Source organism: Nocardiopsis sp. NPDC055824, assembly GCF_053616335.1.
In genome coordinates this window covers 1-26,741 of record NZ_JBSHDN010000088.1, presented here as the reverse complement: position 1 = coordinate 26,741, position 26,741 = coordinate 1, and the positions used below count along the sequence as shown (strand labels likewise).

Annotated in this window: 26 protein-coding genes, 1 pseudogene and 1 riboswitch; of the genes and pseudogenes, 19 read left to right on the top strand and 8 right to left on the bottom strand. The window is 73.0% G+C overall.

Annotation, left to right across the window (positions count from 1 at the left end; all coding sequences use genetic code 11):
- The first annotated feature begins 115 nt into the window (after window positions 1–115).
- The 5 genes and pseudogenes from ACWGL3_RS18465 (at window position 116) to ACWGL3_RS18445 (ending at window position 2,863) form a co-directional block, all read left to right on the top strand.
- Window positions 116–580 carry a MarR family winged helix-turn-helix transcriptional regulator gene (locus tag ACWGL3_RS18465; protein WP_267947894.1) on the top strand — a complete coding sequence of 155 codons (465 nt, stop codon included), beginning with the start codon at window positions 116–118 and terminating at the stop codon, window positions 578–580.
- An 80-nt stretch (window positions 581–660) separates the two neighbouring features.
- Complete coding sequence (locus ACWGL3_RS18460; RefSeq protein WP_267947895.1) at window positions 661–792, top strand: hypothetical protein; 132 nt, start codon at window positions 661–663, stop codon at window positions 790–792.
- Window positions 759–1,713 (top strand): annotated as a pseudogene (locus ACWGL3_RS18455) (protein-L-isoaspartate(D-aspartate) O-methyltransferase). The gene ACWGL3_RS18460 and the pseudogene ACWGL3_RS18455 overlap by 34 nt, the downstream one beginning before the upstream one ends.
- A gap of 89 nt (window positions 1,714–1,802) precedes the next feature.
- Window positions 1,803–1,988, top strand: a complete 186-nt coding sequence (locus tag ACWGL3_RS18450) for a hypothetical protein (protein ID WP_267947896.1) — start codon at window positions 1,803–1,805, stop codon at window positions 1,986–1,988.
- Window positions 1,973–2,863 (top strand): dihydrodipicolinate synthase family protein, encoded by an 891-nt coding sequence (locus ACWGL3_RS18445; RefSeq protein WP_267947897.1) that lies wholly within the window; start codon window positions 1,973–1,975, stop codon window positions 2,861–2,863. The genes ACWGL3_RS18450 and ACWGL3_RS18445 overlap by 16 nt, the downstream gene beginning before the upstream one ends.
- A 108-nt stretch (window positions 2,864–2,971) precedes the next feature.
- On the opposite strand, the gene ACWGL3_RS18440 is transcribed toward ACWGL3_RS18445, so the two are convergent.
- From ACWGL3_RS18440 to pfkB, 3 genes are all read right to left on the bottom strand, one after another.
- Window positions 2,972–3,169 (bottom strand): hypothetical protein, encoded by a 198-nt coding sequence (locus tag ACWGL3_RS18440; protein ID WP_267947898.1) that lies wholly within the window; start codon window positions 3,167–3,169, stop codon window positions 2,972–2,974.
- A gap of 165 nt (window positions 3,170–3,334) precedes the next feature.
- Window positions 3,335–3,604, bottom strand: coding sequence for an HPr family phosphocarrier protein (locus ACWGL3_RS18435; protein ID WP_267947899.1), 270 nt, complete (start codon window positions 3,602–3,604; stop codon window positions 3,335–3,337).
- A gap of 63 nt (window positions 3,605–3,667) precedes the next feature.
- Window positions 3,668–4,609: a 1-phosphofructokinase gene (pfkB, locus tag ACWGL3_RS18430; RefSeq protein ID WP_267947900.1), complete on the bottom strand. Its 942-nt coding sequence runs from the start codon at window positions 4,607–4,609 to the stop codon at window positions 3,668–3,670.
- Between the two features lie 334 nt (window positions 4,610–4,943).
- Here pfkB and ACWGL3_RS18425 point away from each other — a divergent pair, with 334 nt between their 5' ends.
- The 6 genes from ACWGL3_RS18425 (at window position 4,944) to ptsP (ending at window position 11,120) form a co-directional block, all read left to right on the top strand.
- The gene (locus ACWGL3_RS18425; protein ID WP_267947901.1) at window positions 4,944–5,705 is read left to right on the top strand and encodes a DeoR/GlpR family DNA-binding transcription regulator; all 762 of its coding nucleotides are present in this window, start codon (window positions 4,944–4,946) and stop codon (window positions 5,703–5,705) included.
- A gap of 145 nt (window positions 5,706–5,850) precedes the next feature.
- The gene (gene mtlA, locus ACWGL3_RS18420; RefSeq protein WP_267947902.1) at window positions 5,851–6,960 is read left to right on the top strand and encodes a PTS mannitol transporter subunit IICB; all 1,110 of its coding nucleotides are present in this window, start codon (window positions 5,851–5,853) and stop codon (window positions 6,958–6,960) included.
- Window positions 6,957–7,265 (top strand): PTS sugar transporter subunit IIB, encoded by a 309-nt coding sequence (locus tag ACWGL3_RS18415; RefSeq protein WP_267947903.1) that lies wholly within the window; start codon window positions 6,957–6,959, stop codon window positions 7,263–7,265. The genes mtlA and ACWGL3_RS18415 overlap by 4 nt, the downstream gene beginning before the upstream one ends.
- Window positions 7,255–7,698, top strand: coding sequence for a PTS sugar transporter subunit IIA (locus ACWGL3_RS18410; protein WP_267947904.1), 444 nt, complete (start codon window positions 7,255–7,257; stop codon window positions 7,696–7,698). Before ACWGL3_RS18415 ends, ACWGL3_RS18410 begins: the two co-directional genes overlap by 11 nt.
- Before the next feature lie 110 nt (window positions 7,699–7,808).
- The gene (locus tag ACWGL3_RS18405) at window positions 7,809–8,849 is read left to right on the top strand and encodes a zinc-dependent dehydrogenase (RefSeq protein WP_267947905.1); all 1,041 of its coding nucleotides are present in this window, start codon (window positions 7,809–7,811) and stop codon (window positions 8,847–8,849) included.
- A 570-nt stretch (window positions 8,850–9,419) separates the two neighbouring features.
- Window positions 9,420–11,120, top strand: a complete 1,701-nt coding sequence (gene ptsP / locus ACWGL3_RS18400) for a phosphoenolpyruvate--protein phosphotransferase (protein WP_267947906.1) — start codon at window positions 9,420–9,422, stop codon at window positions 11,118–11,120.
- 178 nt (window positions 11,121–11,298) lie between these two features.
- Here the strand turns inward: ptsP and ACWGL3_RS18395 are convergent, their stop codons facing one another.
- Entirely contained in the window at window positions 11,299–11,961 is a 663-nt protein-coding gene (locus tag ACWGL3_RS18395) for a TetR/AcrR family transcriptional regulator (RefSeq protein WP_267947907.1), read from the bottom strand.
- Window positions 11,962–12,107: 146 nt separating this feature from the next.
- Here ACWGL3_RS18395 and ACWGL3_RS18390 point away from each other — a divergent pair, with 146 nt between their 5' ends.
- Window positions 12,108–13,706 (top strand): MFS transporter, encoded by a 1,599-nt coding sequence (locus ACWGL3_RS18390; protein WP_267947908.1) that lies wholly within the window; start codon window positions 12,108–12,110, stop codon window positions 13,704–13,706.
- 128 nt (window positions 13,707–13,834) lie between these two features.
- On the opposite strand, the gene argJ is transcribed toward ACWGL3_RS18390, so the two are convergent.
- A complete protein-coding gene (gene argJ, locus ACWGL3_RS18385; RefSeq protein ID WP_267947909.1) occupies window positions 13,835–14,995 on the bottom strand; it encodes a bifunctional glutamate N-acetyltransferase/amino-acid acetyltransferase ArgJ in 1,161 nt (386 codons plus the stop codon).
- Window positions 14,996–15,205: 210 nt separating this feature from the next.
- Between argJ and ACWGL3_RS18380 the strand changes: the two genes are divergently transcribed.
- A complete protein-coding gene (locus ACWGL3_RS18380) occupies window positions 15,206–16,237 on the top strand; it encodes a serine hydrolase domain-containing protein (protein ID WP_267947910.1) in 1,032 nt (343 codons plus the stop codon).
- Here ACWGL3_RS18380 and otsB read toward each other — a convergent pair.
- Both otsB and ACWGL3_RS18370 read right to left on the bottom strand, forming a co-directional pair.
- A complete protein-coding gene (gene otsB, locus ACWGL3_RS18375; RefSeq protein ID WP_267947911.1) occupies window positions 16,206–17,033 on the bottom strand; it encodes a trehalose-phosphatase in 828 nt (275 codons plus the stop codon). The genes ACWGL3_RS18380 and otsB overlap by 32 nt on opposite strands.
- 301 nt (window positions 17,034–17,334) lie before the next feature.
- Window positions 17,335–17,619, bottom strand: coding sequence for a DUF3263 domain-containing protein (locus ACWGL3_RS18370; RefSeq protein ID WP_267947912.1), 285 nt, complete (start codon window positions 17,617–17,619; stop codon window positions 17,335–17,337).
- A gap of 230 nt (window positions 17,620–17,849) precedes the next feature.
- On the opposite strand from ACWGL3_RS18370, the gene ACWGL3_RS18365 reads away from it, so the two are divergent.
- The 4 genes from ACWGL3_RS18365 to ACWGL3_RS18350 all read left to right on the top strand — a co-directional run bounded on the left by ACWGL3_RS18365 (window position 17,850) and on the right by ACWGL3_RS18350 (window position 22,832).
- On the top strand, window positions 17,850–19,016 hold the full coding sequence (locus ACWGL3_RS18365; protein ID WP_267947913.1) for a S8 family serine peptidase: 1,167 nt from the start codon (window positions 17,850–17,852) through the stop codon (window positions 19,014–19,016).
- 540 nt (window positions 19,017–19,556) lie between these two features.
- The gene (locus tag ACWGL3_RS18360) at window positions 19,557–20,096 is read left to right on the top strand and encodes an SMI1/KNR4 family protein (protein WP_267947914.1); all 540 of its coding nucleotides are present in this window, start codon (window positions 19,557–19,559) and stop codon (window positions 20,094–20,096) included.
- Window positions 20,097–20,586: 490 nt separating this feature from the next.
- The gene (locus ACWGL3_RS18355; RefSeq protein WP_267947915.1) at window positions 20,587–22,023 is read left to right on the top strand and encodes a serine hydrolase domain-containing protein; all 1,437 of its coding nucleotides are present in this window, start codon (window positions 20,587–20,589) and stop codon (window positions 22,021–22,023) included.
- Between the two features lie 209 nt (window positions 22,024–22,232).
- Entirely contained in the window at window positions 22,233–22,832 is a 600-nt protein-coding gene (locus ACWGL3_RS18350; protein WP_267947916.1) for a GrpB family protein, read from the top strand.
- A 334-nt stretch (window positions 22,833–23,166) separates the two neighbouring features.
- Here the strand turns inward: ACWGL3_RS18350 and ACWGL3_RS18345 are convergent, their stop codons facing one another.
- Entirely contained in the window at window positions 23,167–24,603 is a 1,437-nt protein-coding gene (locus ACWGL3_RS18345) for an alpha,alpha-trehalose-phosphate synthase (UDP-forming) (protein WP_267947917.1), read from the bottom strand.
- A 304-nt stretch (window positions 24,604–24,907) separates the two neighbouring features.
- A riboswitch (SAM riboswitch) is annotated at window positions 24,908–25,049 on the top strand.
- 13 nt (window positions 25,050–25,062) lie between these two features.
- Here ACWGL3_RS18345 and thrC point away from each other — a divergent pair.
- Window positions 25,063–26,322, top strand: coding sequence for a threonine synthase (thrC, locus tag ACWGL3_RS18340; protein WP_267947918.1), 1,260 nt, complete (start codon window positions 25,063–25,065; stop codon window positions 26,320–26,322).
- Between the two features lie 80 nt (window positions 26,323–26,402).
- Window positions 26,403–26,681: a ubiquitin-like small modifier protein 1 gene (locus tag ACWGL3_RS18335; protein WP_267947919.1), complete on the top strand. Its 279-nt coding sequence runs from the start codon at window positions 26,403–26,405 to the stop codon at window positions 26,679–26,681.
- The last annotated feature ends 60 nt before the right edge of the window (window positions 26,682–26,741 follow it).

Below are 26,741 nucleotides of genomic sequence, written 5' to 3'. Positions count from 1 at the left end.
GCCCGGCCCCGGCCGGGGCCGGGCCGCAGCGGGGCCGGACCGGGGCCTTGATGTCAACTAATGTTGAGGTTTTACGGTGGGGGTCTCGCCCGATCCTCCTTGGAAGGCCCCCGCCATGACGACGCAGAACCCCTCCGACGCCGGACTCGCCGCCCAGCCGGCCGCGTACTGGACCGGGGTCGCCTACGAGTCCCTCATCGCGTTCACCCGAGCACGCCAGGCCGAACTCGGCTACACCCAGCCCCAGTTCTGGCTGCTGCGCAACCTGTCGGAGAACGACCTCTCGCCCGACGGGCAGGGGAGGACCGTTCCCGAGCTCCGCGAGGCCATGGCCTCCTACCTCAGGCCCGAGGACGATCTCGCGGCAGAGGCGGAGCCGCTGCTCGGGCGCGGCTGGCTGACCCGCGACGGCGAGGGGCGGCTGTGGCTCACCGAGGCGGGGGAGGAGGCCCGCGTCGGCCTCAAGCGGAACGCCCCGGCGATCCGCGACGCGATCCACGAGGGCATCGACGACGCCGACTACGTCACCGCGCTCAAGGTGCTCCGGCGGATGATCGGCAACACCGGCGGCGCGGTCTGACCTCCGGGTCCGGCCAGATCCCCCACCGGACCCGTCCCCGGGGTAGGACCGCAGCGTCCCGACTGAGCAGGAGAATCCCCGTGGCCAAGTGCTCCATGCGCAATGGTGAAGGAACCGTCGTCATCAACACCGACGGTGACGGCAGTGGTGGCGGCTGGTCGCACCAGGACGTCGTCACATGCTCCGGCTGCAAGGGAACGGGAGAGAAGTGACAGCTGACCTCGACGCCCTCCACTCCGTCCTGGTGGAACGCCTCGACACCCCCGAGGCGATCCGCGCCGCGTTCGCCGCCCACCCCCGGCACCGCTTCATCCCCGACATGGTCTGGCCCGACGCGACCGGCCTCCCCCTGTACCGGACCGCGGACCCCGACAGGTGGGCGCGACTGGTCTACGGCACCGACGCGGTCACCACCCAGGCCAACGACGGCGGGGGCGGCCCGCGCAACGAACCGACCTCGTCCTCCTCCGCACCCCAGGTCATGGCGGACATGATCGCCGCCGCCGGAGTGGGCGAGGGGAGGCGGGTCCTGGAGATCGGCACCGGTACCGGCTGGAACGCCGCGAGCCTGGCTCACCGCCGCAGATGACGGGGCGGTGCTCGTGCTCCCCTGGAGCCCGCACCCGGCCGCGCACAGCACGCCGATCGCCGCCCTGACGGTGCGCGGTGGGCGCGCGTCGGGGCCGTTCGTGCGCGAGGCGGCGTTCATGCGCGACCGCACGCAGCGTCCGGGCGACCTGCCCTTCCCCGGCCTCGGACAACCGCCGGCACAGGCCCCCGGCTTCCCGGTCGGTTCGGGCGAACTCATCGGTTCGGGAACGCTGACCCGGCTCATGCTCATGCTGCCCGGCGTGCGCCTGGGCACCGGGGTCCGCCCCTTCCGGGGCGGCCACGGCCGCATCGTGTGGACGGGCGCCGGACCGGCGTGGGCGTACGTGTGGCCGGACGGCACCGTGACCGGCGGCGGCGACCGCGACCTGGGCGCAGAACTGGCGGACGCCTACCGGCGGCTCCGGGAAGCCGGTCTTCCCGCACTGGACGCCTTCACCCTGGACGCCGACCCCGGACCGGACTTCTACCGGGTGTCGTGCGAGGCGGCCGGCCGACACTGGGACCACCCCGTCACGCCCTGACGCCACCTCGAAAAGCGCGATGCGAAGATCCTGGAAGTCCTGAGCCTGCACCTGTCCGCCACCGCGTTCCTGCGCTGAGAGGATCAGCCGTGTTCACCATGCGTCCCGCCACCGAGGACGACACCCCCGGCGTCGCGTCGATGATCACCGCGCGCTGCGACTGGATGGAGCAGCGCGGGTCGGAGACCTGGCGTGAGAACGTCGACGCCTTCACCGCCCGCCCGGCGACCGCCTTCGCCCCGATCGACCAGGAGACACCGTGTTCACAGGACTGAGCGCTTTCCCCCTGACCCCGCTGGACGACGACCGCTTCGACGAGCGCGCCTACGCCGGGCTCATCGCCCGCCTGGTCCGGGCGGGCGTCGATTCGATCGGCGCGCTGGGTTCGACCGGTTCCTATGCCTACCTCGACCGTGAGGAGCGCCGCCGGGTGGCCCGCGCCGCCGTGCGCTCGGCGGGCGACACCCCGGTGATCGTCGGCATCGGAGCGCTGCGCACCTCCCATGTGCGGGCGCTGGCCCAGGACGCTCAGGAAGCCGGCGCGGCCGGTGTGCTGCTGGCCCCGATGAGCTACCAGGCGCTCACCGACGACGACGTGTTCGGGCTCTACGAGGAGGTCACCGCGGAGCTGTCGGTGCCGCTGGTGGTCTACGACAACCCGGGCACGACGCACTTCACCTTCTCGAACGAGCTGTACGCGCGCATCGCCGCGCTGCCGAAGGTGGCCGCGATCAAGATCCCTCCGGTGCCGCTGGACCCGGCCGCCGCCCGCGAGCACGTCGCCGCGGTCCGAGAGGCTGTTCCCGACCACGTGAGCATCGGCGTCTCCGGTGACGGCGCGGCCGCCACCGGTCTGAACGCCGGCTGCCGGACCTGGTTCTCCGTGCTGGGCGGCACTGTGCCCAACACGGTGTTGCCCCTGGTGAAAGCCGCTCTCAACGGTGACTCCGAGGCCGCCGTCGCCGAGTCCGATCGCCTGCGGCCGTTGTGGGAGATGTTCGCCGCCCACGGCAGCCTGCGCGTGACGGCCGCGATCGCCGAACACCTGGAGCTGGTCCCCCCGCACTGTCTGCCGCGTCCGCTCCTGGGCCTCGCCGCCGCCCAGCGGGAGCAGGTGGCCCGCCTGGTCGAGGAACTGCGCCTGGCCTGAGCCACACGGGCACGTCCACCGGGTGGGTACCGGCCCGCTGCCTCCAGAAGATGAGGGCCGTGCTCCTCGCACACGCGGGGCCGAGAGCGGGCGCTGGCGGGGACCCGGTCAGAAGACGGGGCCGGCGGTGCCGTCCGGGTCGGCGGCCTGGCACTCGGCGCAGTCGCAGTAGTTCGTCATCGACATGGAACGGCACCGGGTGCAGATCTTCCGCTTCGCCCCGGGGGCGTCGTGCTTCCAGTCGTGGTGCCCACGCCGACAGATCCCGGAGGGTCGGAGGGCGGTGTCGTCACGCGAGGAGTCCATGGCGCAACCGTAGCCCCGGCGGGCGGGCGGGGCCAGGGCGAACCGGCCCTCCCCGGCGCGGTGCCGCCGGGCACCCGGGGCATCCCGGGCATCCCCGGCACCCCGGACAGGCCGGAGCCCGGTGCCGCCGCGCGACGGTACCGGGCTCCGGGGTCCCGACCCGGGTCAGGCGTCCAGGTCGGTGGCCAGCATCTCCACCAGTTCGTCCAGGACCTTGTCGGAGGTCTCGGACTCCTCGGCGGCGAGGGTCACGGTCTCGCCGTGCTTCGCGCCCATCGCCATCACCGCGAGCACGCTGCGCGCGTCCACCGGGTCGCCGCCCTCGCGGGCGACGGTGACGGGCAGGCCGGACGCGTTGACGGCCTGGACGAACAGGGAGGCCGGGCGTGCGTGCAGGCCTTGGGGCGAGCCGATGGCCACGGTGCGCTGGGGCATGTCAGTCCTCGGGGAGTAGTCGTCGGCCGGGGGAGGTCCCGGCCTGTTCACGGTTTCGGAACGTCAGAGCTGGTCGACCGGCGACAGGGGGTCGGGGTCGGCCACCACGGTGATCGAGTCGGAGGCCACGTCCCCGGGGGAGGGGACGGTCGTTCCCGGCAGGGACACCGCGGCGGTGCCCCAGGCCACGGCGTGCCGCAGCCGTTCGACGGGGGAGTCGCCCGCGCCCAGGAACCCGGCGAGGGAGCAGTCGCCCGCGCCGACCGTGCTGCGCGTGCGGACCTCGGGTCCGCGTGCCCACCAGGTGTTCTCGGGGTCCACGAGTATCGCACCGTGGCCCCCCAGGGTCACCAGGGCGGAGCTGTTGCCCCACCCCAGGACCTCGCGTGCGGCGCCGACGACGTCGCCGACCGTCGGCAGCTCCCGGCCGATGAGCCCGGCCAGCTCCTCGTGGTTGGGCTTGAGCAGCGACACCGACCCGGCTCGGGCCGCCGCCTCCAGGGGCTTGCCCGAGGTGTCCAGGGCCAGCGCCACCCCGTAGGAGGCGGCGAGTTCGGCCACGCGCACGTACAGGTCGTCGGGCGCGCCGGCCGGGAGGCTGCCGCTCGCCACCACCCACTCCGGACCGGCGGACAGCTCGTCCTCCAGGGCGGCCAGGAGCGCGTCGGTCTCCCCGGGGGTCAGGGTGGGGCCGGGGGCGTTGAGCTTGGTGGTGGTGCCGTCGGTCTCGGTCACGGCGACGTTGGCCCGGGTCTCCCCGGCGATGGGGACGGTGACGCAGGGAAGGTCGCCGAGCAGGGTGACGAGTTCGGCGCCGCCGCCTCCGCCCACGGGGAGGACGGCCCTCGTGGGGACGCCCGCCACGCGCAGGGCCCTTGCGACGTTGACGCCCTTGCCGCCCGCCTGCGCACGGGTGGCCGACACCCGCAGGACTTCGCCCCGTATGAGGCGCTCGACCTCCAGGGTGTGGTCCACGCTCGGATTGGGGGTGAGGGTCAGGATCATCGGTTCTCTCTTCGAGGTGTCCGCGCCCAGCCCGGCCCGGATGTGGGACTGCCTTTGATTATGTGTGTTTGTCTGTGTATGTCAACACTATTGTGTCCGGGTTTCCGGTTCGGAGGCGGGGCGTCGGGTGCGATGTGTGGTTCGCGGCCCGGACGCCTCCAGGGGTGCTCAGATGTTCACGCTCCGCTCTCCCTGGTCAGACTGCCCGATCGGCGCGCTCCGGGCGTGGGGCTTCGGCGAGATTGCTGCGATATTGGGTAGGGGTACCCCTTGTGTGTCCCAGGCAACACGATTAAACTCACCGAAAACCACACCGAAACACAGGTGATCCAACATGTACGCGGAAGAGCGCCAGAAGGTGATCCTCGAGCGCGCCCGCCGTGACGGCCGGGTCGACGTGACGGGGCTCGCCGCGGAGTTCGACGTGACCTACGAGACCATCCGTCGCGACCTCACGGCGCTGGAGCGCCACGGTGTGCTGCGCAGGGTCCACGGTGGCGCGATCCCCGTCGAGCGGCTGGGCTTCGAGCCCACGCTCAATGTGCGCGACTCCGTGATGACAGAGGAGAAGGAGCGCATCGCCAAGGCCGCCCTGGCCGAACTCCCCGACGAGGGCGCGATCCTGCTCGACGCCGGCTCCACCACGGGACGCCTCGCCGAACAGCTTCCCGCCGACCGGGAGCTCACCGTCGTCACCAACTCCCTGTCCATAGCGCTGACGCTCACTCCGCGCACCAACATCAACCTCATGCTTCTCGGCGGCCGACTGCGCACACGCACGCAGGCGACCGTCGACGCCTGGGCACTGAGGTCCCTCGCCGAGTCCTACGTGGACGTGGCCTTCATCGCCAGCAACGGCGTCTCCGTCGAACGCGGGCTCACCACTCCCGATCCCGCCGAGGCCGAGGTCAAGCGCGCCATGATCAAGTCCGCGCGGCGCTCGGTGCTCCTCGCCGACCACACCAAGGTCGGCAACGACCACTTCGCCCGCTTCGCCGCGGTCGAGGACCTCGACCTGGTCATCACCGACACCGGGCTCGCCACAGGGCTCGCCGAAGAACTGGAGGCCTCCGGACCCCGCGTCCAGGTGGTCTGACCAGACCGGGCGCCCGGCACGGCGCCGGGGACGACGGTTCACCGTCCTGAACCGGCCGCCCCGTCCCTCCCGGGCGCCCCACCCCGTCACCTTCTCCCCACACCGGCGCGGCAGACCGCCCGTCGAACCTCCCAGGAGGTCCCCCATGTCCACACAGCAGAGCAGCGGCAGACTCACCGCGGTGCGCTCCGGCGTCCAGCGCTTCGGCGGGTTCCTTGCCAGCATGGTGATGCCCAACATCGGCGCGTTCATCGCCTGGGGCATCATCACCGCCCTGTTCATCCCCGACGGCTGGCTCCCCAACGAGTACCTGGGCCAGCTCGTCGACCCGATGATCAAGTTCCTGCTCCCGCTGCTGATCGCCTACACCGGTGGAACCCTGGTGTACGAGCAGCGGGGCGGCGTCGTCGGCGCGGCCGCCACCATGGGCGTCATCGTCTCCGCCGACATCCCCATGTTCCTGGGCGCGATGGCCATGGGCCCGCTCGCCGCCTACCTCATGAAGCAGTTCGACCGGCTCGTCCAGCCGCGCATCAAGGCCGGCTTCGAGATGCTGGTCAACAACTTCAGCGCGGGCATCCTCGCCGCGCTCCTGGCGATCCTCGGCGCCTACGTCATCGGCCCGGTCGTCCGGACCATCGCCGACGCCCTGGGCGCGGGCGTGCAGTTCCTCATCGACATGAGCCTGCTGCCGCTCGTGTCGATCATCGTCGAGCCCGCCAAGGTCCTCTTCCTCAACAACGCCATCAACCACGGCGTCTTCACCCCGCTGGGCTCGGCCCGCGCGCTCGCCGAGGGCAGCGCCATCGAGTTCCTCATCGAGGCCAACCCCGGCCCCGGTCTGGGCATCCTCCTGGCCTGCATGCTCTTCGGCCCGAAGGTCAGCCGCGCCACCGCGCCCGGCGCGATCGTCATCCACCTCTTCGGCGGCATCCACGAGATCTACTTCCCGTACATCCTCGCCCAGCCGAAGCTGATCCTCGCCGTGATCGGCGGCGGCATGTCCGGTGTCGCGACCTTCATGGTCATGGACGCCGGGCTCGTCTCGGCCGCGTCGCCCGGCAGCATCATCGCCCTCATGGCCGTCACCCCGCCCGGAGGCCACCTCGGCGTCCTGGCCGGTGTCGTCGCCGCCACCATCGTCTCGTTCGTCCTCGCCTCGCTCCTGCTCGGCTTCGGCCGCTCCGAGCGCAAGGCGGCGAAGGAGGAGAAGGCCAAGCAGGCCGCTGCAGAGAACCAGGAGACCACAGCATGAGCAGCATCCAGGGGTCGGACATCAAGAAGGTCGTCGTCGCCTGCGACGCCGGCATGGGGAGCAGCGTCCTGCTGACCTCCCAGCTGAAGAAGACCCTCTCGCCCCACGGCGTGACCGTCGAGCACTCCGCGGTGGACCGCATCCCGGACACCGCCGACGTCGTCCTGTGCCAGGCGGGCCTGGTCGCGCGTGCGAAGACCCGGGTGCCCGACACCGTCGTGGTCGGCTTCCAGATGTTCCTGGGCGACCCCGCCTTCGCGCGTCTGGAGCAGGCCATCCGGAACGGGGAGACCCTTGCCGACTGACCTCGCCCTGACCGCCGACGCGGTGCGCCTGGGCCGCGTCGCCGCCGACAAGGCCGACGCCATCGACCAGTGCGGTGCGCTCCTGGTCGAACTGGGCTCCGTCGAGCCGGGCTACGTGGCCGCCATGCACGAACGCGAGGCGTCCGTCCCCACCTTCGTGGGCGAGGGAGTGGCCATTCCGCACGGTACCGACGCCGGGCGGGCCCTGGTCAAGGAGACCGCGCTGGCCGTCCTCCAGTTCCCCGACGGGGTCGACTGGGACGGGCCCACCGTGTACGTGGCCATCGGCATCGCCGCCTCCGGGGAGGAGCACCTGGGCGTGCTCTCGTCCCTGGCGGGGGTGCTCACCGACCCGGAGAAGGCGGCGCGCCTGCGCTCCGCCGCGACCCCGGACGAGGTCATCGACCTGCTCGGCCCCGGCCGGAGCGGTTGAGCGGCCCCACCCACGAGGCCCCCCGCGCCGGCCCACCGGCCGGTCAGTCCACCACTTCACCCGCCGGGCCGGGTCCCGGCCCGGCGGGGCACCACCAGAAAGGCCCGAACATGCTCGTCGCCCGCTTCTACGCGCCCGGTGACATCCGACTGGAGCAGGCCCCCGAGCCGACCGCCGGACCCGGACAGCTCAAGATCGCCGTCGTCAACTGCTCCACCTGCGGCACGGACGTGAAGATCTCCCGGCACGGCCACCACCACATCCGTCCGCCCCGCGTGATCGGCCACGAGATCGCCGGGCGCATCGTGGAGGTGGGCGAGGGCGTCAGCGGCTGGGCCGAGGGCGACCGCGTCCAGGTCATCGCGGCCATCCCCTGCGGCACCTGCGTCGAGTGCGCCGACGGCCGCTTCACGGTGTGCTCCAACCAGGAGTCGATGGGCTACCACTACGACGGCGGTTTCGCCGAGTACATGATCATCCCCGAGTCGGTCCTGGCCGTGGACGGGGTCAACCGGGTGCCCGAGAACATCGACCTCGCGGAGGCCTCCGTCGCCGAGCCGCTCGCCTGCGTGCTCAACGGCCAGGAGATCGCCGGGGTCGGAGAGGGCGACACGGTCGTCGTCATGGGCGCCGGCCCGATCGGCTGCCTGCACGTCCGGCTGGCGCGCGCCAAGGGCGCCGCGAAGGTGTACCTGGTGGACATCAACCGCGGCCGCCTCGACATGTCCGCGAACATCGTCCAGCCGGACGCCACCATCTGCGGCGAGGAGGTCGACGCGGTCGAGACGGTCCTCGAGCTGACCGGTGGCCGGGGCGCCGACGTGGTCATCACCGCCGCCGCCTCCGGGCGCGCCCAGGAGGACGCCCTGCGCATGGTGTCGCGCAGCGGCCGGATCAGCTTCTTCGGCGGCCTGCCCAAGGACGCGCCGATCATCCAGCTGGACTCCAACCTGGTGCACTACCGGGAGATCTCCATCTTCGGGGCCAACGGCTCCAGCCCGGAGCACAACCGCCGCGCCCTGGAGCTGATCGCGTCCGGCGCCGTCCCCGTGGCCGACCTGATCACCGAGCGCATGGCCCTGTCGGACGTGCACAAGGCCATCGAGACGGTCGCCTCCGGCACCGCCATCAAGGTCACCATCCAGCCGTAGGCCCCGCACGGGCGCGGACCCGGGACGGAGGCGGTGACGGGCCTCCTCCCGGGGCCGGACCGTAGGGGCCACCCCGCCGGGGGCGGCCCCTACGGCCCGGCCCCCGGCGGGGTTGTCCACAGCCCCTACCGGGCGCGGCCGTTCCGGGGTTTGCTTGATACAGGGGGGCCGAAGGCCCGTCCGGCACCGTGCTGCCCGGCAGCCGCCGCCGACCCGGCGGAGCGCCCCGGTCCCCCGACCCGCGACCTCCTCCCGGCCCCTCCGGTGCCCTGACCCCGCACCGGCCCGGCCCGGGAGCCCGACCCGCACCGACCCGGCTCCGGTCCCCGCCCGCCAGGCAACCCGGCCTGTACCGGTCCAGGCAACCCGGCCCATACCGATCCGGCCCCGCACCACCGCACCGCACCGCACCACAGCCCAGCACCGCACCACAGCCCAGCCCGCCCCCACTCCCCACCCCCGACCGCACCCGTCCCGACCCGTCCAGGAGTCCCGCGGCGCGATCCGGGGCACAGATCCCTCGGCCCGTCCCCCCGGGCCGCCCACCGCCCACCGACGTACGGAGCGACCATGGCGCAGACCGAACACCCCTCGCCCACCGCCGGTGCCACCCGGCTGTCGGGCATCCCGGCCAGCCCCGGCGTCGCCGTCGGCCCGGTCGCCCGGATGGCCGACCCGCCCGCCCTCCCGGCGGAGCGGCCCGAGCCCGGCGACCCCCGGACCGAGGCGTCCACCGCACGCGGGGCCCTGGAGAAGGTCGCCGACCTGCTCGACGCCCAGGCCGCGCAGCTCACCGGCGAGGCCGCCGCGGTGCTGGGCGCGCTGGCGCTCATGGCCCGCGACCCCGAGCTGGGGCGGCGGGTCGAGGAGCGCGCCGAGGCCGGCGAGCCCGCCGCATGGGCGGTGCACTCCGCGTGCGGCGCCTACCAGGAGCTGATGCTCGCCGCCGGCGGCTACCTGGCGGAGCGCGCCGCCGACCTCGCCGACATCCGCGACCGCGCCACCGCCCTGCTCCTCGGCCTTCCGATGCCCGGTCTGCCCGACCCCGGTGTCGCGCACGTGCTGGTCGCCGACGACCTCGCCCCCGCCGACACCGTCCGGCTCGACCCCGAGCAGGTGCTCGGGATCGTCACGCGACTCGGCGGACCCACCAGCCACACCGTGATCCTGGCCCGCGCGCTCGGCATCCCCGCCGTGGTGGGCTGTCCGGGCGCCGAGACCCTGCGCGACGGGGTCCCGGTGGCGCTGGACGGCGACGCGGGGACCGTCGAGCCCGAGCCCGACGCCGAGCTGGCCGACCGGATGCTGCGGCGCACCGAGCGCCGGCGCGCCCTGCTCGCGGAGTCCACGGGCCCCGGCCGGACCGAGGACGGGGTCCCCGTCGCCCTGCTGCTCAACGCGGGGGAGGGCGACCCCAAGGAGGCGGGCGCGCACGACAGCGAGGGCGTGGGCCTGCTGCGCACCGAGTTCCTGTTCCTGGACCGCGCCGACCCGCCGACGGTGGCCGCCCAGACCGACACCTACACGCGGCTGTTCGAGGAGTTCTCGGGGCGGACCGTCACGGTGCGGACCCTGGACGCGGGCTCGGACAAGCCGCTGGCGTTCGTGGAGACGGGCCACGAGGACAACCCGGCCCTGGGCGTGCGGGGGTTCCGGACCTCCCGCGTGCACCCCGGCCTCCTGACCGACCAGCTCGCCGCGATCGCTGCCGCGTCCGAGGAGACGGGCGCGCGGGTGCGGGTGATGGCGCCGATGGTGTCGACGCCCGACGAGGCGGCCGACTTCGTGGCGCTGGCGCGCGAGGCCGGGATCCGCGAGGCCGGTGTGATGATCGAGGTCCCGGGGGCGGCGCTGCTCGCCGACCGGCTGATGAGCCGCGTGGACTTCGTGTCGATCGGCACCAACGACCTCGCCCAGTACACGATGGCCGCCGACCGCACCCTGGGCACCCTTCCCGACCTGCTCGACCCGTGGCAGCCCGCCCTCCTGGCGCTGGTCGGCGCCGTGGGCGCGGCGGGCGAGCGGTCGGGGCGCCCGGTGGGCGTGTGCGGCGAGGCCGCCGCCGACCCGCTCCTCGCCCTGGTGCTGGTGGGCCTGGGGGCGACCAGCCTGTCGATGTCGGCCCCCGCGCTCCCCGCGGTACGCCACGCCCTGGCCCGCCACAGCCAGGGGGAGTGCCGCCGCCTGGCCGAGCTGGCGACGGCCGCCTCCAGCGCCGGCCGGGCGCGCGAGGCGGTGCGTTCGGCCGCCCACCCGGAGACCGTGGACTGATCCGCTGACACCGGTCCGGAGCCCCACGCGCCCACGTCCCGCCGGGACGTGGGCGCTCTCGTGTGCCGCCGGACCGGTCGGCCCCGGGCCCCGCGTGCCGGGGCGCCACCGCGCCCGGGACCCCGGCCGGAAGCCGCCGCCAGGGTCCCGCACCCGGCCCGCCGCCCGCCCCCAGGGGTCAGGACGCGGTGGCGGGGGGCTCCCAGGTCCCGCAGACCACCTCGGGCACCAGGGCGAGCCGGTCGCGGATCGCCTCGGCCAGGTCGTCGGTGTCCCTGGACCCTGAGCCGCACCACGCCTGGTGGGCGCTGGTGATGACGGAGAGGAACACGGCGGCGAGCACGCCCGGGCGCGGGTCGGTGTCCGGATCCGTGCCGGTGCGCTCGCCGATCACCCCGGCCAGCCGCAGCTGCCTGCTCAGGCAGTAGCGCGCGTTGAGGTCGATCAGCTCGGGGTTGCCGGTGATGACGCCCATCGCGCTGCCCTGGATGTGCAGGGACTCGCGGTCCAGGTAGCCCCAGTGCTCGTGCATCGCGTTGCGCAGGGCCGTGAACGGGGGCTCGTCGGCGGGCCGGGAGCGCAGGGCGGCGTACAGGTACTCGTCCACGCCCTCGACCGCCTCCAGGACGACGTCCTCCTTGGAGGCGAAGTAGCGGAAGAACGTGCGCTGGGAGACCCCGGCGCAGGCCGCGATCTCCTCGGTGGTGGTCCCCTGGTAGCCGTGCTCGTGGAACAGCCGCAGCCCCGCGTCGAGCAGGGACTCCCGCATCCGGGCCTTCTTGCGCTCGCGCAGCCCGGCCTCCGCCGGGGTCTGGCAGGGCTCGGCGCTCGTCGCGGCCATGGAGCGGCCTCCCACGTGTCGGTTGCTTCGCCACGAGGATACAACAGTGAAACAGATTACGTCAGTCACTGACAAAAAGCAGTTGCTGTAATCTGTCAGCCACTGTCATAATCACGCTCGCAAGCGGACGACGAGCGGGGGGCCACATGACGGCGGCGACGGAACCGGTGACCACGGGAGCGGAGGGCGCGGGTCCGCCCGCTCCGCGGGGACGGCTCCGGGAGAGCCCCTGGGCGACCCTGGTCGCCATCGCCTTCGGGGTGATGATGGTGGCGCTGGACGGCACCATCGTGGCCGTCGCCAACCCCGCCATCGGCGCGAGCCTGGGGGCCTCGCTCGCCGAGCTCCAGTGGGTGACCCACGGCTACCTGCTCGGACTGGCGGTCTTCCTGATCACCGCGGGCAAGATCGGGGACCGGTTCGGCCACCGCAACACCTACCTGGTGGGCGTGGTCGGCTTCGTGCTCAGCTCGGTGGCGATCGCGCTGTCCTCGGGCGTCGCCATGCTCATCGCCTTCCGCGTCCTGCAAGGGGTTTTCGGAGCCCTGCTCCTGCCCTCGGCGATGGGCCTGCTGCGCTCCGGGTTCCCGCCCAGCAAGCTGGGCCGGGCCTTCGGCGTCTTCGGCAGCCTCATCGGGGCGGCCACGGCCGGCGGCCCGATCCTCGGCGGCATCCTCGTGGACGCCTTCGGCTGGGAGGCCGTCTTCTACATCAACGTCCCGGTCGGCGCCGCCGCCCTGGCCCTCGGCCTGTGGCTGCTCGCCGCCAACCGCGCGACCGACCCCGGCAGCCGCATGGACGTCCCCGGCATCGTGCTGATCAGCGTCGCCATCTTCGCCCTGGTCTGGGCCCTCGTCGAGGCGCCCGCCGCGGGCTGGGGCCACCCGGTCACACTGGGCTCGCTCGCCGCCGCGGTCCTCTTCGGCGGCGCCTTCCTGCTCTGGGAGCGCCGACCTGAACAGCCGCTCCTGCCCCTCGCGCTGTTCGCCAACCCCTCGGTCTCCATCGGAACGCTCCTCACGGTGGCCATGGCGCTGAGCCTGATGGGGTCGCTGTTCTTCATCACCTTCTACCTCCAGGGCATCCAGGGCATGAGCCCCGCCCGGACCGGGCTCCAGCTCATCTCCATGACCGCGCTCATGGCGGTCACCTCGCCCATCGCCGGACGGGTCCTGGACCGCGTCGGAGCCCGTCCGCCCACGACGGTCGGCCTGCTGCTGGCCTCGGCGGGCATGTTCATGCTGTCCCGGCTGGAGACCGACACCGGCGTGGTCTTCATGTCGGCCGCCTTCGTCCTGCTCGGCACGGGACTGAGCCTGATCATGACCGGCGCCACCGCCGCGATCATCGGCAACGCGCCCGTGCGCCTGGCGGGGGTCGCCTCGGCGGTGCAGCAGGCCGCCATGCAGCTCGGCGGCTCCCTCGGCACCGCGGTGCTCGGCGCGGTCATGTCGGCGACCATCGTCTCCACCCTGCCCGGCCACTTCGCGGGCGCGGGGCTCGCCGAGCCCTCCGCGGACGACCTCGTCGACATGCAGAGCGTCGTGGCCCAGGGCGGCGCGGTCCTGCCGGAGGGGGCCTCCCCGGAGGTCGCGGCCGCCGTCACCCAGGCCAGCAACCTCGCCTTCATGGACGGCCTGCACCTGGCCTTCACCATCGCCGCCGCGGTCATGCTGGCGGCGGCGGCGCTGTCGCTCCTCATGCGCTCGGGGAGGATGACCGACGGTCCGGCCGTGCACATCTGAGCCCGCCCGGCGGGGCTCCGGCCCCGCCGCGCGCGGGACGGCGGGCGCCCGGCGGGACCTCCGCCGAGAGCCCGCCCCGCGCGGACCGGGCCGGGACGGGACGGCGGTCCCCGCCCGGCCCCGCCGGCTCAGGTGGTGTAGTCGGCGTTGATCCGGATGTAGCCCTCGGTCAGGTCGCAGCCGTAGGCGGTGAACTCCCCGCCGCCGATCCCCAGGTCGACGCCGATCAGGACCTCGTCGCCCTTCATGTGCTGCGAGGCGCGCTCCAGGACCTCGTCCGAGGGCTCGGCGGGGTAGGTCTCCACGTCGCCGAAGACGATCCGCACGTTCTCCGGCAGGATGTCGGTCTCCTCCTCGCACTTGCCGACGGCCATCGCCACCCGGCCCCAGTTCGGGTCGGCGCCGTGCACGGCGGTCTTGACCAGGGGCGAGTTCACGACGGCCTTGGCGACGACCTTGGCCTGCGCGTCGTCGCGCGCACCGGTGACGCGCACCTCCAGGAGCTTGCCCGCGCCCTCGCCGTCCGAGGCGATCATGCGCACCAGCTTCAGGGCCACCTCGTACAGGGCGGCCTCGAAGGCGGCGGTGTCCACCGGACCCGCCAGCCCGTTCGCGAACACCGCCGCCGAGTCGCTGGTCGAGGTGTCGGTGTCGATGCTCAGCGCGTTGAACGTCCGGTCCACCACCCTGCGGAACACCTCGTCGAGCACCGGCTGCTCCAGCTCGGCGTCCGTGAAGAACCAGGCCAGCATGGTCGCCATGTTCGGCTCGATCATGCCGACGCCCTTGGCGATGCCCGTGACGGTGGCGCCGCCCACCCGGGCGGAGGCGGCCTTGGGGTGGGTGTCGGTGGTCATCATCGCGCCCGCCGCGCGGTCCAGGTCCGCCGGGGGGAACTCCGCGGGCAGCCCCTCCAGGTGGGCGCGCACCTTCTCCATCGGGTAGGGGCGCCCGATCACACCGGTCGACGCGACCAGGATCTCCTCGGGGGCCACCCCGGCGGCGCGGGCCACGCCCTCCTGCAGCTCGCGGGCGTGGTCGTCGCCGACCCGGCCGGTGGCCACGTTCGCGTTGCGGGCGATCACGGTGACGCCGCGCGCCCGGCCGTCCGCGGCCGTCCTGCGGCTGAGCAGCACGCTCGGCCCGGCGAACCGGGACCTGGTGAACACGGCCGACACGTTCGCGGGGACCTCCGACACGACCGCGAAGAAGTCGTCCTTCGGGTCCTTGATCCCGATGTTTCCGGCCACGCCGCGGAATCCGGCGGGTACGGGGGTCTGGCTGCTCATGGTCCTCCTCGGGGCTTCTCCGGCGCCACACTACTCCGCGGCCCCGCGGCCGGACGCGCCCCGTGCCCCGGTCCGCGCCCTCGCGGACACGGGGCCGCATTACGGTCTTGACCTGCACGGGTTTCGTCCTGTGTCCCTTGGGCGACCGTGTGACAACGACCGGATAACGGGGTATCCGCCGAGGGGGAGCAGACCGGGGGGAGACGTGTTGTGCGTGATGGTGACTGGCTCACGGAGACCGGGGCGCGGATCCGCGGCGTCCTGAAGGTGATGGTGGACGCCGGATGGCTGCCCGGCGGCGCCGCCGTCATCGGCACCGGCGGCATGTGGGAGTTCGTCGCGGTGGGGCGGACCGACGGCGAGAGCGACACCGCTCCGGACGTCGCCTACGACGTGGCGAGCCTGACGAAGGTGATGGCGACCTGGCCCCTGGTCGGCCGGGCGGTCGCCGAGGGGGTGCTGGACCTGGACGCCCCCATGTCCGAATACCTGGACGCGGAGGGGCTGCCGGGCGCTTCGGTGACCACGCGCCAGATCCTCACCCACACGGCCAGGCTCAACCCGGTGACGTGGCTGGAGCGCTACGTGGGCGCCGACCAGGACCTGGCCGAGGCCATCCTCGCCGATCCGCTGGAGGAGCCCGGGTACCGCTACGTCGACCGGGGGTTCATCCTGCTCGGCCTGCTCCTGGAACGCCTCTACGACACCGGCCTGGACCGGCTCGCCGGCGACCTCTGGGACGAACTGGGGATGCGCTCGACCGCCTACGGGCCGCTGGCGCGGTCACCGGCCGTGGCGCCCACCGAGCGCCGCCTGCCGGGCGCCGCGCCCGCCTGGGGCGTGGTGCACGACGAGGCGGCGGCGCTGATGGGCGGTGTGGCGGGGCACGCGGGCGTGTTCTCGACCGCCATCGACCTGGGCGCGTACGCCCGGGAGGTGCTGCGGCTCCACGGGGGCGGGTCCGGCCCCGTGCCCTCGCCGTTCGTGCGGGAGAGCTGGCAGCCGCACGTCGACGCCGGTCAGCGCCTGTGGCGCGGGCTCGGCTGGCTGATCACCCCCGAGGGGGTGGTCCACCACAACGGGTTCACGGGGACGAGCCTGTTCCTGCACCCGGAGAGCGGCCGGTACGTGGGCGTGCTCACCAACGCCGTGCACTACGGGCGCGACCGGGTCGGGCTGGGGGATCTGCGCTCGGCGGCGCGCTCGGCGCTCACGCCCCAGGCCCACGGATCGCCGCCGTGAGCTCCCCGAGCAGTTCCGCCAGCCCGGCGGGGCCGGGCACGACCAGGTCGGCGGCCTCGGCCACCGCGGTCACCTCGTCGGAGGAGGAGCACACGGTCAGACCGGGCAGGCCCTTCCCGCGCAGGGCGGCCACGGCCCCGAAGGCGGGCAGGTCGCCGAGGTCGTCCCCGGCGTAGAGCACCGTGCCCGCACCGGTCTCCTCGACCAGCGCGGTGAGCGTCGCACCCTTGTCCACACCCTGTGGACGGAGCTCGACCACCATCCGCCCCGGCTCCAGCCGGAGGTCCGCCCGCTCGGCCAGCTCCGCCAGGGCGGGGGCGACCAGGGCGAGCGCGCCGTCGGGATCGGCGGTGCGCCGCGTGTGCACGCTCAACGACCGGCCCTTGTCCTCGATCCAGGTGCCCTCCGGCGCGCCCACCCGTGCGAGCAGGCCGGGAAGCTCCTCCCGGACGAGGGCCACGCCGGGCGGCGGGTCGGCGGCCAGGACCTCTCCGCCCTCCCAGCGCTCGGCGCCGTAGTGGCCGAGCACGGTGATGCCGGGGACCCGCTCCAGCCCGCCCATGGCGACCGCCGCGGCGGCGGGCCGCCCGGTGATGATCGCGACCGAGCCGATCAGCCCGGCCAGGTCGGCGAGCGTGTCGACGATCCCCGGGTAGGGCGCGGACTCGCGCGGGTCGTCCACGATCGGTGAGAGCGTGCCGTCGAAGTCGAAGGCGGCCAGGGCGCGTCCGGGGTCGGTGACGAGGGCGTCGAGCGCGGCGCGTCCGGCGTCCGTGCTCGGTCGGGGCAGGGTCATGGAGGGCCTTTCCGGTGGGGCCGCGCACGGGGGCGGGGCGGGCGGATCAGGGCGGGTGGAGCGCCGGAGAGCCGGAGGGCCCGTGCGCCCGGTCCGGGCCGGGGCCGCGGTGACGGGAGTCCCGGTCTGCGGCGGGATCCCCGGCGGCGGTCGGCGTCCCCGGCCGGGGAGGGGCGGTGCGCCGGGATCGGCCGGTGCGACACGCCCGGGGGATCCGGTGGAGAACGCTGCCCGCGGGGTGAGGTCGTCGCCCCGGGCGGGTACCGCGTTCACGTGACCGAAAAGAGAAGGCGGAAGGGGCTCAGAGCTGGATGCCCAGCTGACGTGCGTTGCGCTGGCGGCGGCGGTCGGCGCGCAGCCGGCGCAGGCGCTTGACCGTCATCGGGTCGAACGCCAGGGCTTCGGGGCGTTCCACCAGCCCGTTCAGCAGTTGGTAGTAACGGGTCGCGGAGAACCCGAACTCGTCACGGATCGCCTGCTCCTTGGAGCCCTCGAACTTCCACCACTGGCGTTCGAAGGCGAGGATGCGCTGTTCGCGTTCGGCGAGGGCCGACTGACCGTCTCCGGTCGGACCGATATTCGGCATGGGACACCCCCTGGACGGGAAATTGGTTTGTCCGGATCGGCGCGACTCATGCTAGCGACTCGACATGCCGTATGCGGACCCGAAAACACAGGACTGGCAGCAGGGATACAGTTACGTTCTCTACCCCTGGGGTCACTTGTCCACGCCTGAATCCTGTGCTCATGACAGGATTGGGGAGGTCCGGGGAGGGCCGCGTGGAACGTCGACCGCATCGTTCGAGGGAGCCAGACGTGCTCGGGGGCAACAGTCGTGACAGGACACACACACGCCATGTTCTTGGTGGGACCGCCGCGGCCTGCGCGGCCGTCGCCGTCCTCGGCCTGACGGCGGTCCCCGCCGCGGCCGATGGCCAACCGGACCTGAGCCCGGAGCAGTGGGGCCTCCAGGCGCTCGGGGCCCGGGAGCTCTGGGAGGAGACCCAGGGCCAGGGCATCACCGTGGCGCTGCCCGGGATCGCCGTCTACGAGGACCACCCCGACCTGGTGGACAACGTCACGGTCGACACGCAGTTCGGTGAGGACGGCGACCGGGACGAGGGCAGCGGCGCCGCCGCCCTGGTCGCGGGGCACGGCCACGGCATGGACGCCGACGGCGGCGTGCTGGGGGTGGCGCCCGCCTCCGAGCTCCTGGTGCTGCCCACCGGGAACGAGCTGCCCGCCGCCATCCGCTTCGCCGCGGAGGAGGGCGCCCAGGTCATCCTGCTCCCGGAGACCGACGCGTCGGTGGACCTGACCGGCGCCACCCAGGACGCGGTCCGCAACGGCGCCCTGGTCGTGGGCCCGGCCGGGGGCCGTGACGACGCGAACGTCCTCACGGTCGCCGGCACCGCCGAGAGCGGCGAGCTCATCCCGGGCTCGCCGGAGGCCGCGGGCGTCGGGCTGACGGCCCCCGGGGCCGACCTGGAGACCGCCGGACCCGACATGGGGCAGGTCCAGGTGACCGGCACCCCGTACGCCGCCGCCATGGCGGCCGGCGCTGCCGCGCTCCTGCGCGCGGACTTCCCGCAGCTGCGCCCCGAACAGGTCCGCGAGGCCCTGGTCGAGGGCGCCCAGCAGGGTCCCGGAGGACTGCCCGCCCTGCACCTGCCCAGCGCGCAGACGCAGGCGGCCGGGATCGCGCAGGACATCCCCCTCATCGACGAGGAGCTCGTGAACGAGGGGGAGGAGTCCGGGGGAGTGCCCGTCTGGGCGTGGTTCGTCACCGTCGGCGCCGTCGTGGTCCTCGGGGTCGTCCTGCTGGTCGTCTGGATCCGCCGCAGCACGGCCGACCCCTACGGGGTGGAGGCCGAGCGCCGCGAGGAGGACGAGCAGATCGCCGCCGAGCGGGCCGCCGAGGCCGGTCCCGCGAGCCGCCGCAAGCCGAGGGGCGGCCGCCGCCGCAAGACGCGCGGCGACTGATCCGGGCCGACGCCCGCCGTGCCCGCGCCCGCCCCCGCCCGGGGGCGGGCGCCGGTGTGTCCGGGCGCCTTTGGGGGGCGAGGAGGATCGCTGCAGGCGGGTGGACCAAGTACACCGGAAAGCGGCAACGGGCTGATCAGCGGGGTAGGTAGAGGCCATGGGCAAGCGCACCGAGAGCCGCGACGCCTAGGTCGTGTTGTGTGGATTCTTCCGGGCTCGCGTCCACCAGGCTGCCTCTCGCTGCGCCTCTGCGCTCGTTAAGCACAACCAGGCTGAACTTCGCACATCGGCTTGCGAGAGATGGCCTGGACGGCCGCTCGCCGACCCGAAAGCCTCCAAAAAACACTCCCGAAGTACCCGCACGGCTGTCCAGGACATCCTGAAAATCCCCGGTTCTGCTGTCGGTGCCTGCCGCTACGTTGTGGGCAGCGGCAGGACGCGCACGCCGAGCGGGCCTCGACCGATCGACGGAACACGGTTCTCACGTCGCATTCTTCAATAACCTTCTTCGCCCCAGCCCCGGAACGGGAAACGACGATCGTGATCGAGAACCTCAGCGCCGCCCCTCTCGGTCCCCGGCTGACCACACCGGACCAGTGGCGCGAACACCTGGACGCACACATCGCCGAGGCCGCGGCCGTCGGCAGCCAGCCCGACCGCTGGCTCGGCAGCGCCCCGGCTACGGCCGAGGAGGTGGAGCAGGCCGAAAGGCGGCTGGGCCTTCAGGTCTCCCTGCCCCCCTCATACCGGGCCTTCCTACAGGTGACCAACGGCTGGGACGACGCCGGAGGGTGGATCGAGAGCGTCGATTCACTGGACGAACTCCAATGGCTGGGCGAGTACTCAGGGCTCTACGCCGAGTACTGCGAAGAGAACGACGACGAGTACTCCCTGCTGCTGGGCGCGGCTCTGAAGGTCAACCACGGTCCGGACTTCTGGCTCCTGTGCGCGAACGAGGTGAGGCCGGACGGAGAGTGGTCCGCTTACGAGTTCATGCCGGGGCTGTGGCAGTTCACCAAGGTCGCCTCGTTCGCGGACCTGTGGCATTTTCACCACTCCGAGCTCCGCAAGGCGGAGTGAGCGAGCGCTCTCCTGGGCCGGCCCGGAGACAACGCGGGGCGGGCCGCCCTGCGAGCGGGCGCACCGGGCGCCGGCCGGAGCCAGGAGGCGACCATGTACCGATCCAAGGGCGGCCCGTCCTCGGGGTTGCGCCACTGCGACCGGGACCCGCTCGGCCCGGCCCCGAGGTAGTGCTGGCGCTGTTGTTTCCGGTAGCACTTCAGCGCGAGCACCACCGCGAACAGCTCCTCGGGGGTGTTGGTCAGCCCATTGCCGCTTTCCGGCGTACTCGGTCCGCCCCCCAGAGAGCGCCAGAGACCCTACGTGGCCTGGCCATCAGGGATCCCCCTGGCGGCGGCCCCGGGGGAACCGGGGACGGAACCAGGGAAATTCCTGATCCGCGGCACTGCGGACCGGGGGTACGGTCGCGCCTGAGTGACGCATGCACGGATGAGCCCCTGATCCATCCGCCTCCGCGCCGACCTCGCTCCCGACACCCCGAAAGAATCCGATGCGTCCGACGCCCCTGCTCTGCCTGCTGCTGGCCATATCGGCCCTCCTCACCGTGGCGGCTCCCGCCCACGCCCGGGACGGCTTCGACCCGGCAGAGGTGGACGCGTTCGTCACCGCCTACCTCGACCGCCACGGCCTACCGGGGGCCGCCGTCGCCGTGGTCAAGGACGGCGAGACCGTGCATGAGGCGGGCTATGGCGAGGATGCTGAAGGCCGACCGATCACCGAGCACACCCGGCTGCGCATCGGCTCCGCCTCCAAGTCGATCACGGCCTTCGCCGTGCTGCGGCTTGTGGACGAGGGCCGTGTGGACCTCGACGCGCCTGCGGCACGGTACCTGCCCGACGCCGCACCTGACGGCGTCACCGTCCGCCAGCTCCTCTCCCACGCCTCGGGGCTGCCCAACCCCACCGTTGTCGGCCCCGCACGGTCACTGGAAGAGGGCGTCGCCGGCATCGAGGGCCTGCCCCCGGCAGCCGAACCCGGCACCTCCTACCTCTATAGCAACCTCAACTACTGGATGGCGGCGCTCATCGTGGAGCGGGTCTCCGGCCGGGACTTCACCGACCACCTCGCCGAGGAGGTCTTCACCCCTCTGGGGATGGAGGACACCGTCGCCACCACCACCACGCGCGACCCCGTCGACGGGCTCTCCAGGGGGCACATCACCGCCTACGGTGGCGCCTTCCCTGCGCCCACCCCGGAAGCGATGAACAGCGGAGCCGGCGGAGTGGTGAGCACGTCGCACGATATGGCGGCCTGGCTCGCCATGCAGCAGCGGGAGGGGATCGGCCCGGACGGGCGGCGCCTGCTATCGGCCTCTCTCATCGAGGAGTCCCACACGGAGCAGCCCTCAACCACACGGGCGGGGCTCGGCTGGAGGCACAGCGGACCGCAGGTGACACCCGCGCGGATCTCGCACAGCGGCATCGTCTCCGGCTACAACGCCCAGCAGGACCTGGTACCCGGCAGCGGCTACGGCGTCGTGGTCCTGCTGAACAGCTTCACCCCCTCCCGTGAGAACGCCTACGAGATCAGTTCCGGCATCATCGACCTGACCGAGGACCGCACCACCGATCCCGGAAGGGCAACGGCGACCGTGATCGACCTGGTCCTCGGCGGGGTCACCGTCACCGTCGTGGCATTGGGCGCCCTTGGCCTGTGGCGATCTCGGCGGTGGGCCGCGCGCCGCGCCGCCTGGCCCGCTTGGAGGTTCGCCCTGCGCTTGCTTCCCCAGTGCGTCGCCCCGGCGTTGGCGGTGTTCCTGTTTTTCGTCGCTCCCGCACTTCAGGACAACAGCTACGTCCCGGTGGACGTCTTCTGGCTATTCCCCGCACTCGCGGTCCTGGTGGGCGCCCTCGGAGTTGTGGGAGCAGGGCTCACCACCGCGCGGGCGGCGGCACGGATCCGCACCGGGGCGACAGTGCGCCGGTAGGCGCGTGGAGGGCCGCGCCGGAGCCGGGGCCCGAGGGCGCGCGGGCCCCCGCGGAGCCCTCCCGGAAGGCCCTTCCGGCCCTTCGGGGCGAGAAGCGTCGCCGCTCGTCACACCCGGCCCACAGCCCGTGATGTGACGTCTGCGCGTGCATATGTAAGCACGCTCGGACGCTCTTGACGCGGGCTCCCAGGGGGACAAGGCTTTGGAGAATGTCTCCCCTCGAAGCATCGCCGTTGCCCTCACGAGGTGCTCCGCCGGTCGCCTCCCCCGACTCCCGCAACCTCGTCAACGGCCGCGTCCACATCTCCCAGTACGACGCCAAGTGGCCCTACCTGTTCAAACGCGAGTCGGAGAAGGTCCGCGCAGCCCTCGGCGACCGCGTGCTCCTCTTCGAGCACGTCGGATCGACCGCGGTCCCCGGCATGGCCGCGAAGCCGTGCGTCGACCTGCTGCTGGTCGTCGCCGACCCCGCCGACGAGCCCTCCTACCTGCCCGACCTGCTGGCCGCCGGCTACTCCGTGGTGATCAGGGAGCCCGACTGGTACGAGCACCGGGTCCTCAAGGGGCCGGACATCAACCTCAACCTGCACGTGTTCGGTGAGGGCTGCGAGGAGGTGGAGCGGATGCGCCTCTTCCGGGACCACCTCATCGCCGACGCCGGGGCGCGCGAACGCTACACCGCGGTCAAACGCGAGCTGGCCGAGCGCACCTGGGACCGCATCCAGGACTACTCCGACGCCAAGACCGCCGTCGTGGAGCAGCTCCTCGACGAGGCGCGGGCGCGGCGGACGGCGTCCCCGGGCGACTGATCCGCGCGGCGCGGGGCGCGAACCCGTGCGGAGCGCCCCGCCGGCCCCCTCCGGCAGGCCGCCGGTCCTCAGCAGGCCGCCCCGGGCCCCGACGACGGGCCCCGGCCGGGACGGAGGCGCTCTGCGGCCCCGTCGGGCGTCCGGGCCCCGGGGGCCCGCGCCCCAGGACCCGCGCCGTCCGCCCCGGAATCCGCACCCGGGGGCCTCTCGCGGTCCGGCCCGGGGCCGCTGGACGCGTCCACCGCCCCCGGATGCCCCTACGGACGTCGAGCAGCTTGAGCGAGGCCGTTGTCGACGGGACTGCGGGCGGTGGCCGTGGCACGGCCTGGCCGCGTCAGTCCAGGGACCGCAGCTGGTCCTGGAACCACCGGCGCGGCGGCAGGGCCACGGCGGCCTCCGCCAGCCCCTCACGGCGCTTGCGACGCTCGTCCCCGGGCATCGACAGGGCGCGGTGCAGCGCCTCCGCGGTCTCCAGCGTGTCGTAGGGGTTGACCAGCAGGGCGTGCCGCCCCAGCTCGTCGGCGGCGCCGGCCTCGCGCGAGAGCACCAGCACCGCGTCGCGCTCCGACAGCACCGGCCCCTCCTTGGCCACCAGGTTCATGCCGTCCCGGGTCGGGTTGACCAGCAGGACGTCGGCCATCTGGAACGACGCCAGCGACCGCGGGTAGTCGTCGTTGACCTCCAGCACCAGCGGCGTCCACTCGGGGGTCGCGAACTCCTCGTTGATCTCCTTGGCGGTCCGCATCACCGCGTCGGTGTACTCGCGGTACTCGGGCACGTCCCCGCGGCTCGGGTAGGCGAACGCCAGGTGCGTCACCCGGCCCCGCCACTCCGGGTGGGAGGTCAGCAGCTCCCGGTACGCCTCCAGCCCGCGCACGATGTTCTTGGACAGCTCGGTGCGGTCCACCCGCACGATGAGCCGGGTGTCGCCGACGGCCTCCCGCAGGGTCTCGCGGCGCGCGGCCACGGCCGGCTCGGCGGCGCTCGCGCGCAGCCCCTCCTCGTCCGCGCCGAGCGCGTGCACGCCCACCCCGACCAGCCGGCCGCCGTACTCCACGGTGCGCCGGGCGAAGTCCACCTCCGCGCGCAGGATCTCCGCGCAGCAGCGCAGGAACGCGTCCGCCCAGCGGGGGCTCAGGAAACCGATCCGGTCCGCGCCGAGCATGCCCTCCAGCAGCTCGCGGGCGACGTGCCCGGGCAGCATCCGGAAGTACTCCGGCGGCGCCCACGGCGTGTGCGAGAAGTGCGCGATGCGCAGGTCGGGACGGCGGGTGCGCAGGATGCGCGGCACCAGCGCCAGGTGGTAGTCCTGCACGGCCACGCGGGCGCCGTCCGCGGCGCCGGTGACCAGGGCCTCGGCGAACGCGTTGTTGTAGGCGGTGTAGTCGTCCCACTGCCGTCGGAACTCCGAGCCGAACGACGGCTTGTTCGGGATGTCGTACAGCATGTGCTGCACGAACCACAGGGTCGAGTTGGCGACCCCGGTGTAGGCGCCCTGGAAGGTCCGCTCGGGGATGTCCAGCATGTGGACCCGCATGCCGCCGAGGTCGTGCGCGCGGTCCAGCCTGGCCCCGGGCGCCTCCTCCGCCGCCCGCCTGTCGGCGTCGGACAGGGCGGCGCACACCCAGAGGCTGTCGATCTCCGTGGCGACGGAGATCATGCCGGACACGAGTCCGCCCCCGCCCCGACGCTGTTCCAGGGAACCGTCGTCGGCGGTGGAGAAGGACACCGGTCCCCGGTTGGAGGCGATGAGGATCTGGGCCTTGTCCACGTGGTCGTCCTCTCGAAGGTGCGGATGGGCCGTCGCCGCCGCCGGGGCGGTCGGGCGCGGCCTGCGCGGAAGCGGATCGCACCTTATGTCTCGCCGGTCGACAGCCGCCCCAAACCCCTCCGGGGCCGACGGTGCCGGGCGTCACGCTCCCGAAACAGGCCACGCGCGCCCCCGGCGCGCCGACCGGCGACGTCTCAGCATGTGAGCGGGTTAGTGTTACCCGGATCACCAGCCGTGGAAAACCGGCCGACGAGTCCGTTACAGTGACCGTGCGGATCCGACAGGACCGCCCACAACTTCATATTGCTCATCCAGAGGGGTGGAGGGACCGGCCCTGCGAAGCCCCGGCAACCATCCCAGCACGCACTACTCACGAACCCGTGAGGCGGCTGGGGCAGGTGCCAACTCCGGCCTGGGGACAAGGTGTCCGCCAGGGAAGATGAGGGGAGACGCCTCGCCATGGCGATCACTGCCGCCGAACCCACCTCCGTCCGCGCCTTCGGCCCCGGAACCGCGCTCTCCTGTCGCGAATGCGGCCGGCGCTACGAACTCACCCCCAAGTTCGCCTGCGAGTTCTGCTTCGGCCCCCTCGAGGTGGCCTACGAGTTCGGTGACGTCACCCGCGCCGACATCGAGAGCGGCCCCAACAGCATCTGGCGCTACCGCTCCCTCCTCCCGGTCCCGGACAACGTGGCCGAGCTGCCCAACATGGCCCCCGGCCTGACCCCGCTGGTGAAGGCCGACCGCCTCGCCGCCGAGCTGGGCATCGACTCCCTGTACGTCAAGGACGACTCCGGCAACCCGACGCACTCCTTCAAGGACCGCGTGGTCGCCATCGCGGTCGAGGCGGCGCGCACCTTCGGCTTCACCACCCTGTCCTGCTCCTCCACGGGCAACCTGGCCGGCGCGGTCGGCGCCGCCGCCGCGCGCGCCGGGTTCGACTCCTGCGTGTTCATCCCCGCGGGGCTGGAGGAGGCCAAGGTCGTCATGGCCGCCGTCTACGGGGGCAAGGTCGTCGCCATCGACGGCAACTACGACGACGTCAACCGCTTCTGCTCCGAGCTGATCGGCGACCCGGCCGGCGAGGGCTGGGGGTTCGTCAACGTCAACCTGCGCCCCTACTACGGCGAGGGCTCCAAGACGCTGGCCTACGAGATCGCCGAGCAGCTCGGCTGGCAGCTGCCGGAGCAGATCGTCGTCCCGATCGCCTCCGGCTCCCAGCTCACCAAGATCGACAAGGGCTTCCGGGAACTGGTCGAGCTCGGCCTGGTCGAGGACCGCCCGTACCGGATCTTCGGCGCCCAGGCCACGGGCTGCTCCCCGGTCGCGCAGGCATGGGAGAAGGGCATCGACGTCATCCAGCCGGTCAAGCCCGACACCATCGCCAAGTCGCTGGCGATCGGCAACCCGGCGGACGGGCCGTACGTGCTCGACATCGCCCAGCGCACCGGCGGCTCCGTGGAGCACGTGGGCGACGACGAGATCGTCGACGCCATCAAGCTCCTCGCCCGCACCGAGGGCGTGTTCGCCGAGACGGCGGGCGGCGTCACCACGGGCGTGCTCCGCAAGCTGGTGCGCGAGGGCAGGCTCGACCCGAAGGCGCGGACCGTGGTGCTCAACACCGGGGACGGGCTCAAGACCCTCAACGCGGTGGACGCCGGCGTGACGGCCACGATCAAGCCGTCCCTGAGCGCGTTCACCGACGCGGGCCTCGTCTGACCGCCGCTCCGCAAGCACAGTCCGTCCCGGCGGGGCCGTGCGACGGCCCGCCGACCCACAGCAGAAGGAAGAACACCGCCATGAGCGCCAGCGTCCGCGTCCCCACCATCCTGCGCACCTACACCGACGACGCCTCCGAGGTCGAGGCGAAGGGCAGCACCCTCGCCGAGCTCCTGGACGACCTGGAGGCCAACTACCCGGGCATCCGCGCCCGCATCCTCGACGACAACGGCAAGGTGCGCCGCTTCGTCAACGTGTACGTCGGAGACGAGGACGTGCGCTTCGAGAAGGGCCTCCAGACCGAGATCGCCGACGGCGCCAAGGTCTCCATCATCCCGGCCGTCGCCGGGGGCTGCTGACCGCTCGCCGCGCGCCGTCCCGGCGCCGCCCGCCACCGCCCGCGAGGGGGCGGCCCGGCC

Bases quoted from the DNA above. Each gene is read 5' to 3' on its own strand.
- ACWGL3_RS18390 (WP_267947908.1), top strand. From the start codon at position 12,108: ATGACGGCGGCGACGGAACCGGTGACCACGGGAGCGGAGGGCGCGGGT.
- ptsP (WP_267947906.1), top strand. From the start codon at position 9,420: ATGGCGCAGACCGAACACCCCTCGCCCACCGCCGGTGCCACCCGGCTG.
- ACWGL3_RS18435 (WP_267947899.1), bottom strand. From the start codon at position 3,604: ATGCCCCAGCGCACCGTGGCCATCGGCTCGCCCCAAGGCCTGCACGCA.
- ACWGL3_RS18465 (WP_267947894.1), top strand. From the start codon at position 116: ATGACGACGCAGAACCCCTCCGACGCCGGACTCGCCGCCCAGCCGGCC.
- ACWGL3_RS18395 (WP_267947907.1), bottom strand. From the start codon at position 11,961: ATGGCCGCGACGAGCGCCGAGCCCTGCCAGACCCCGGCGGAGGCCGGG.
- ACWGL3_RS18350 (WP_267947916.1), top strand. From the start codon at position 22,233: ATGTCTCCCCTCGAAGCATCGCCGTTGCCCTCACGAGGTGCTCCGCCG.
- otsB (WP_267947911.1), bottom strand. From the start codon at position 17,033: ATGACCCTGCCCCGACCGAGCACGGACGCCGGACGCGCCGCGCTCGAC.
- ACWGL3_RS18440 (WP_267947898.1), bottom strand. From the start codon at position 3,169: ATGGACTCCTCGCGTGACGACACCGCCCTCCGACCCTCCGGGATCTGT.
- pfkB (WP_267947900.1), bottom strand. From the start codon at position 4,609: ATGATCCTGACCCTCACCCCCAATCCGAGCGTGGACCACACCCTGGAG.
- ACWGL3_RS18370 (WP_267947912.1), bottom strand. From the start codon at position 17,619: ATGCCGAATATCGGTCCGACCGGAGACGGTCAGTCGGCCCTCGCCGAA.
- ACWGL3_RS18355 (WP_267947915.1), top strand. From the start codon at position 20,587: ATGCGTCCGACGCCCCTGCTCTGCCTGCTGCTGGCCATATCGGCCCTC.
- argJ (WP_267947909.1), bottom strand. From the start codon at position 14,995: ATGAGCAGCCAGACCCCCGTACCCGCCGGATTCCGCGGCGTGGCCGGA.
- mtlA (WP_267947902.1), top strand. From the start codon at position 5,851: ATGTCCACACAGCAGAGCAGCGGCAGACTCACCGCGGTGCGCTCCGGC.
- ACWGL3_RS18405 (WP_267947905.1), top strand. From the start codon at position 7,809: ATGCTCGTCGCCCGCTTCTACGCGCCCGGTGACATCCGACTGGAGCAG.
- ACWGL3_RS18335 (WP_267947919.1), top strand. From the start codon at position 26,403: ATGAGCGCCAGCGTCCGCGTCCCCACCATCCTGCGCACCTACACCGAC.
- thrC (WP_267947918.1), top strand. From the start codon at position 25,063: ATGGCGATCACTGCCGCCGAACCCACCTCCGTCCGCGCCTTCGGCCCC.
- ACWGL3_RS18415 (WP_267947903.1), top strand. From the start codon at position 6,957: ATGAGCAGCATCCAGGGGTCGGACATCAAGAAGGTCGTCGTCGCCTGC.
- ACWGL3_RS18425 (WP_267947901.1), top strand. From the start codon at position 4,944: ATGTACGCGGAAGAGCGCCAGAAGGTGATCCTCGAGCGCGCCCGCCGT.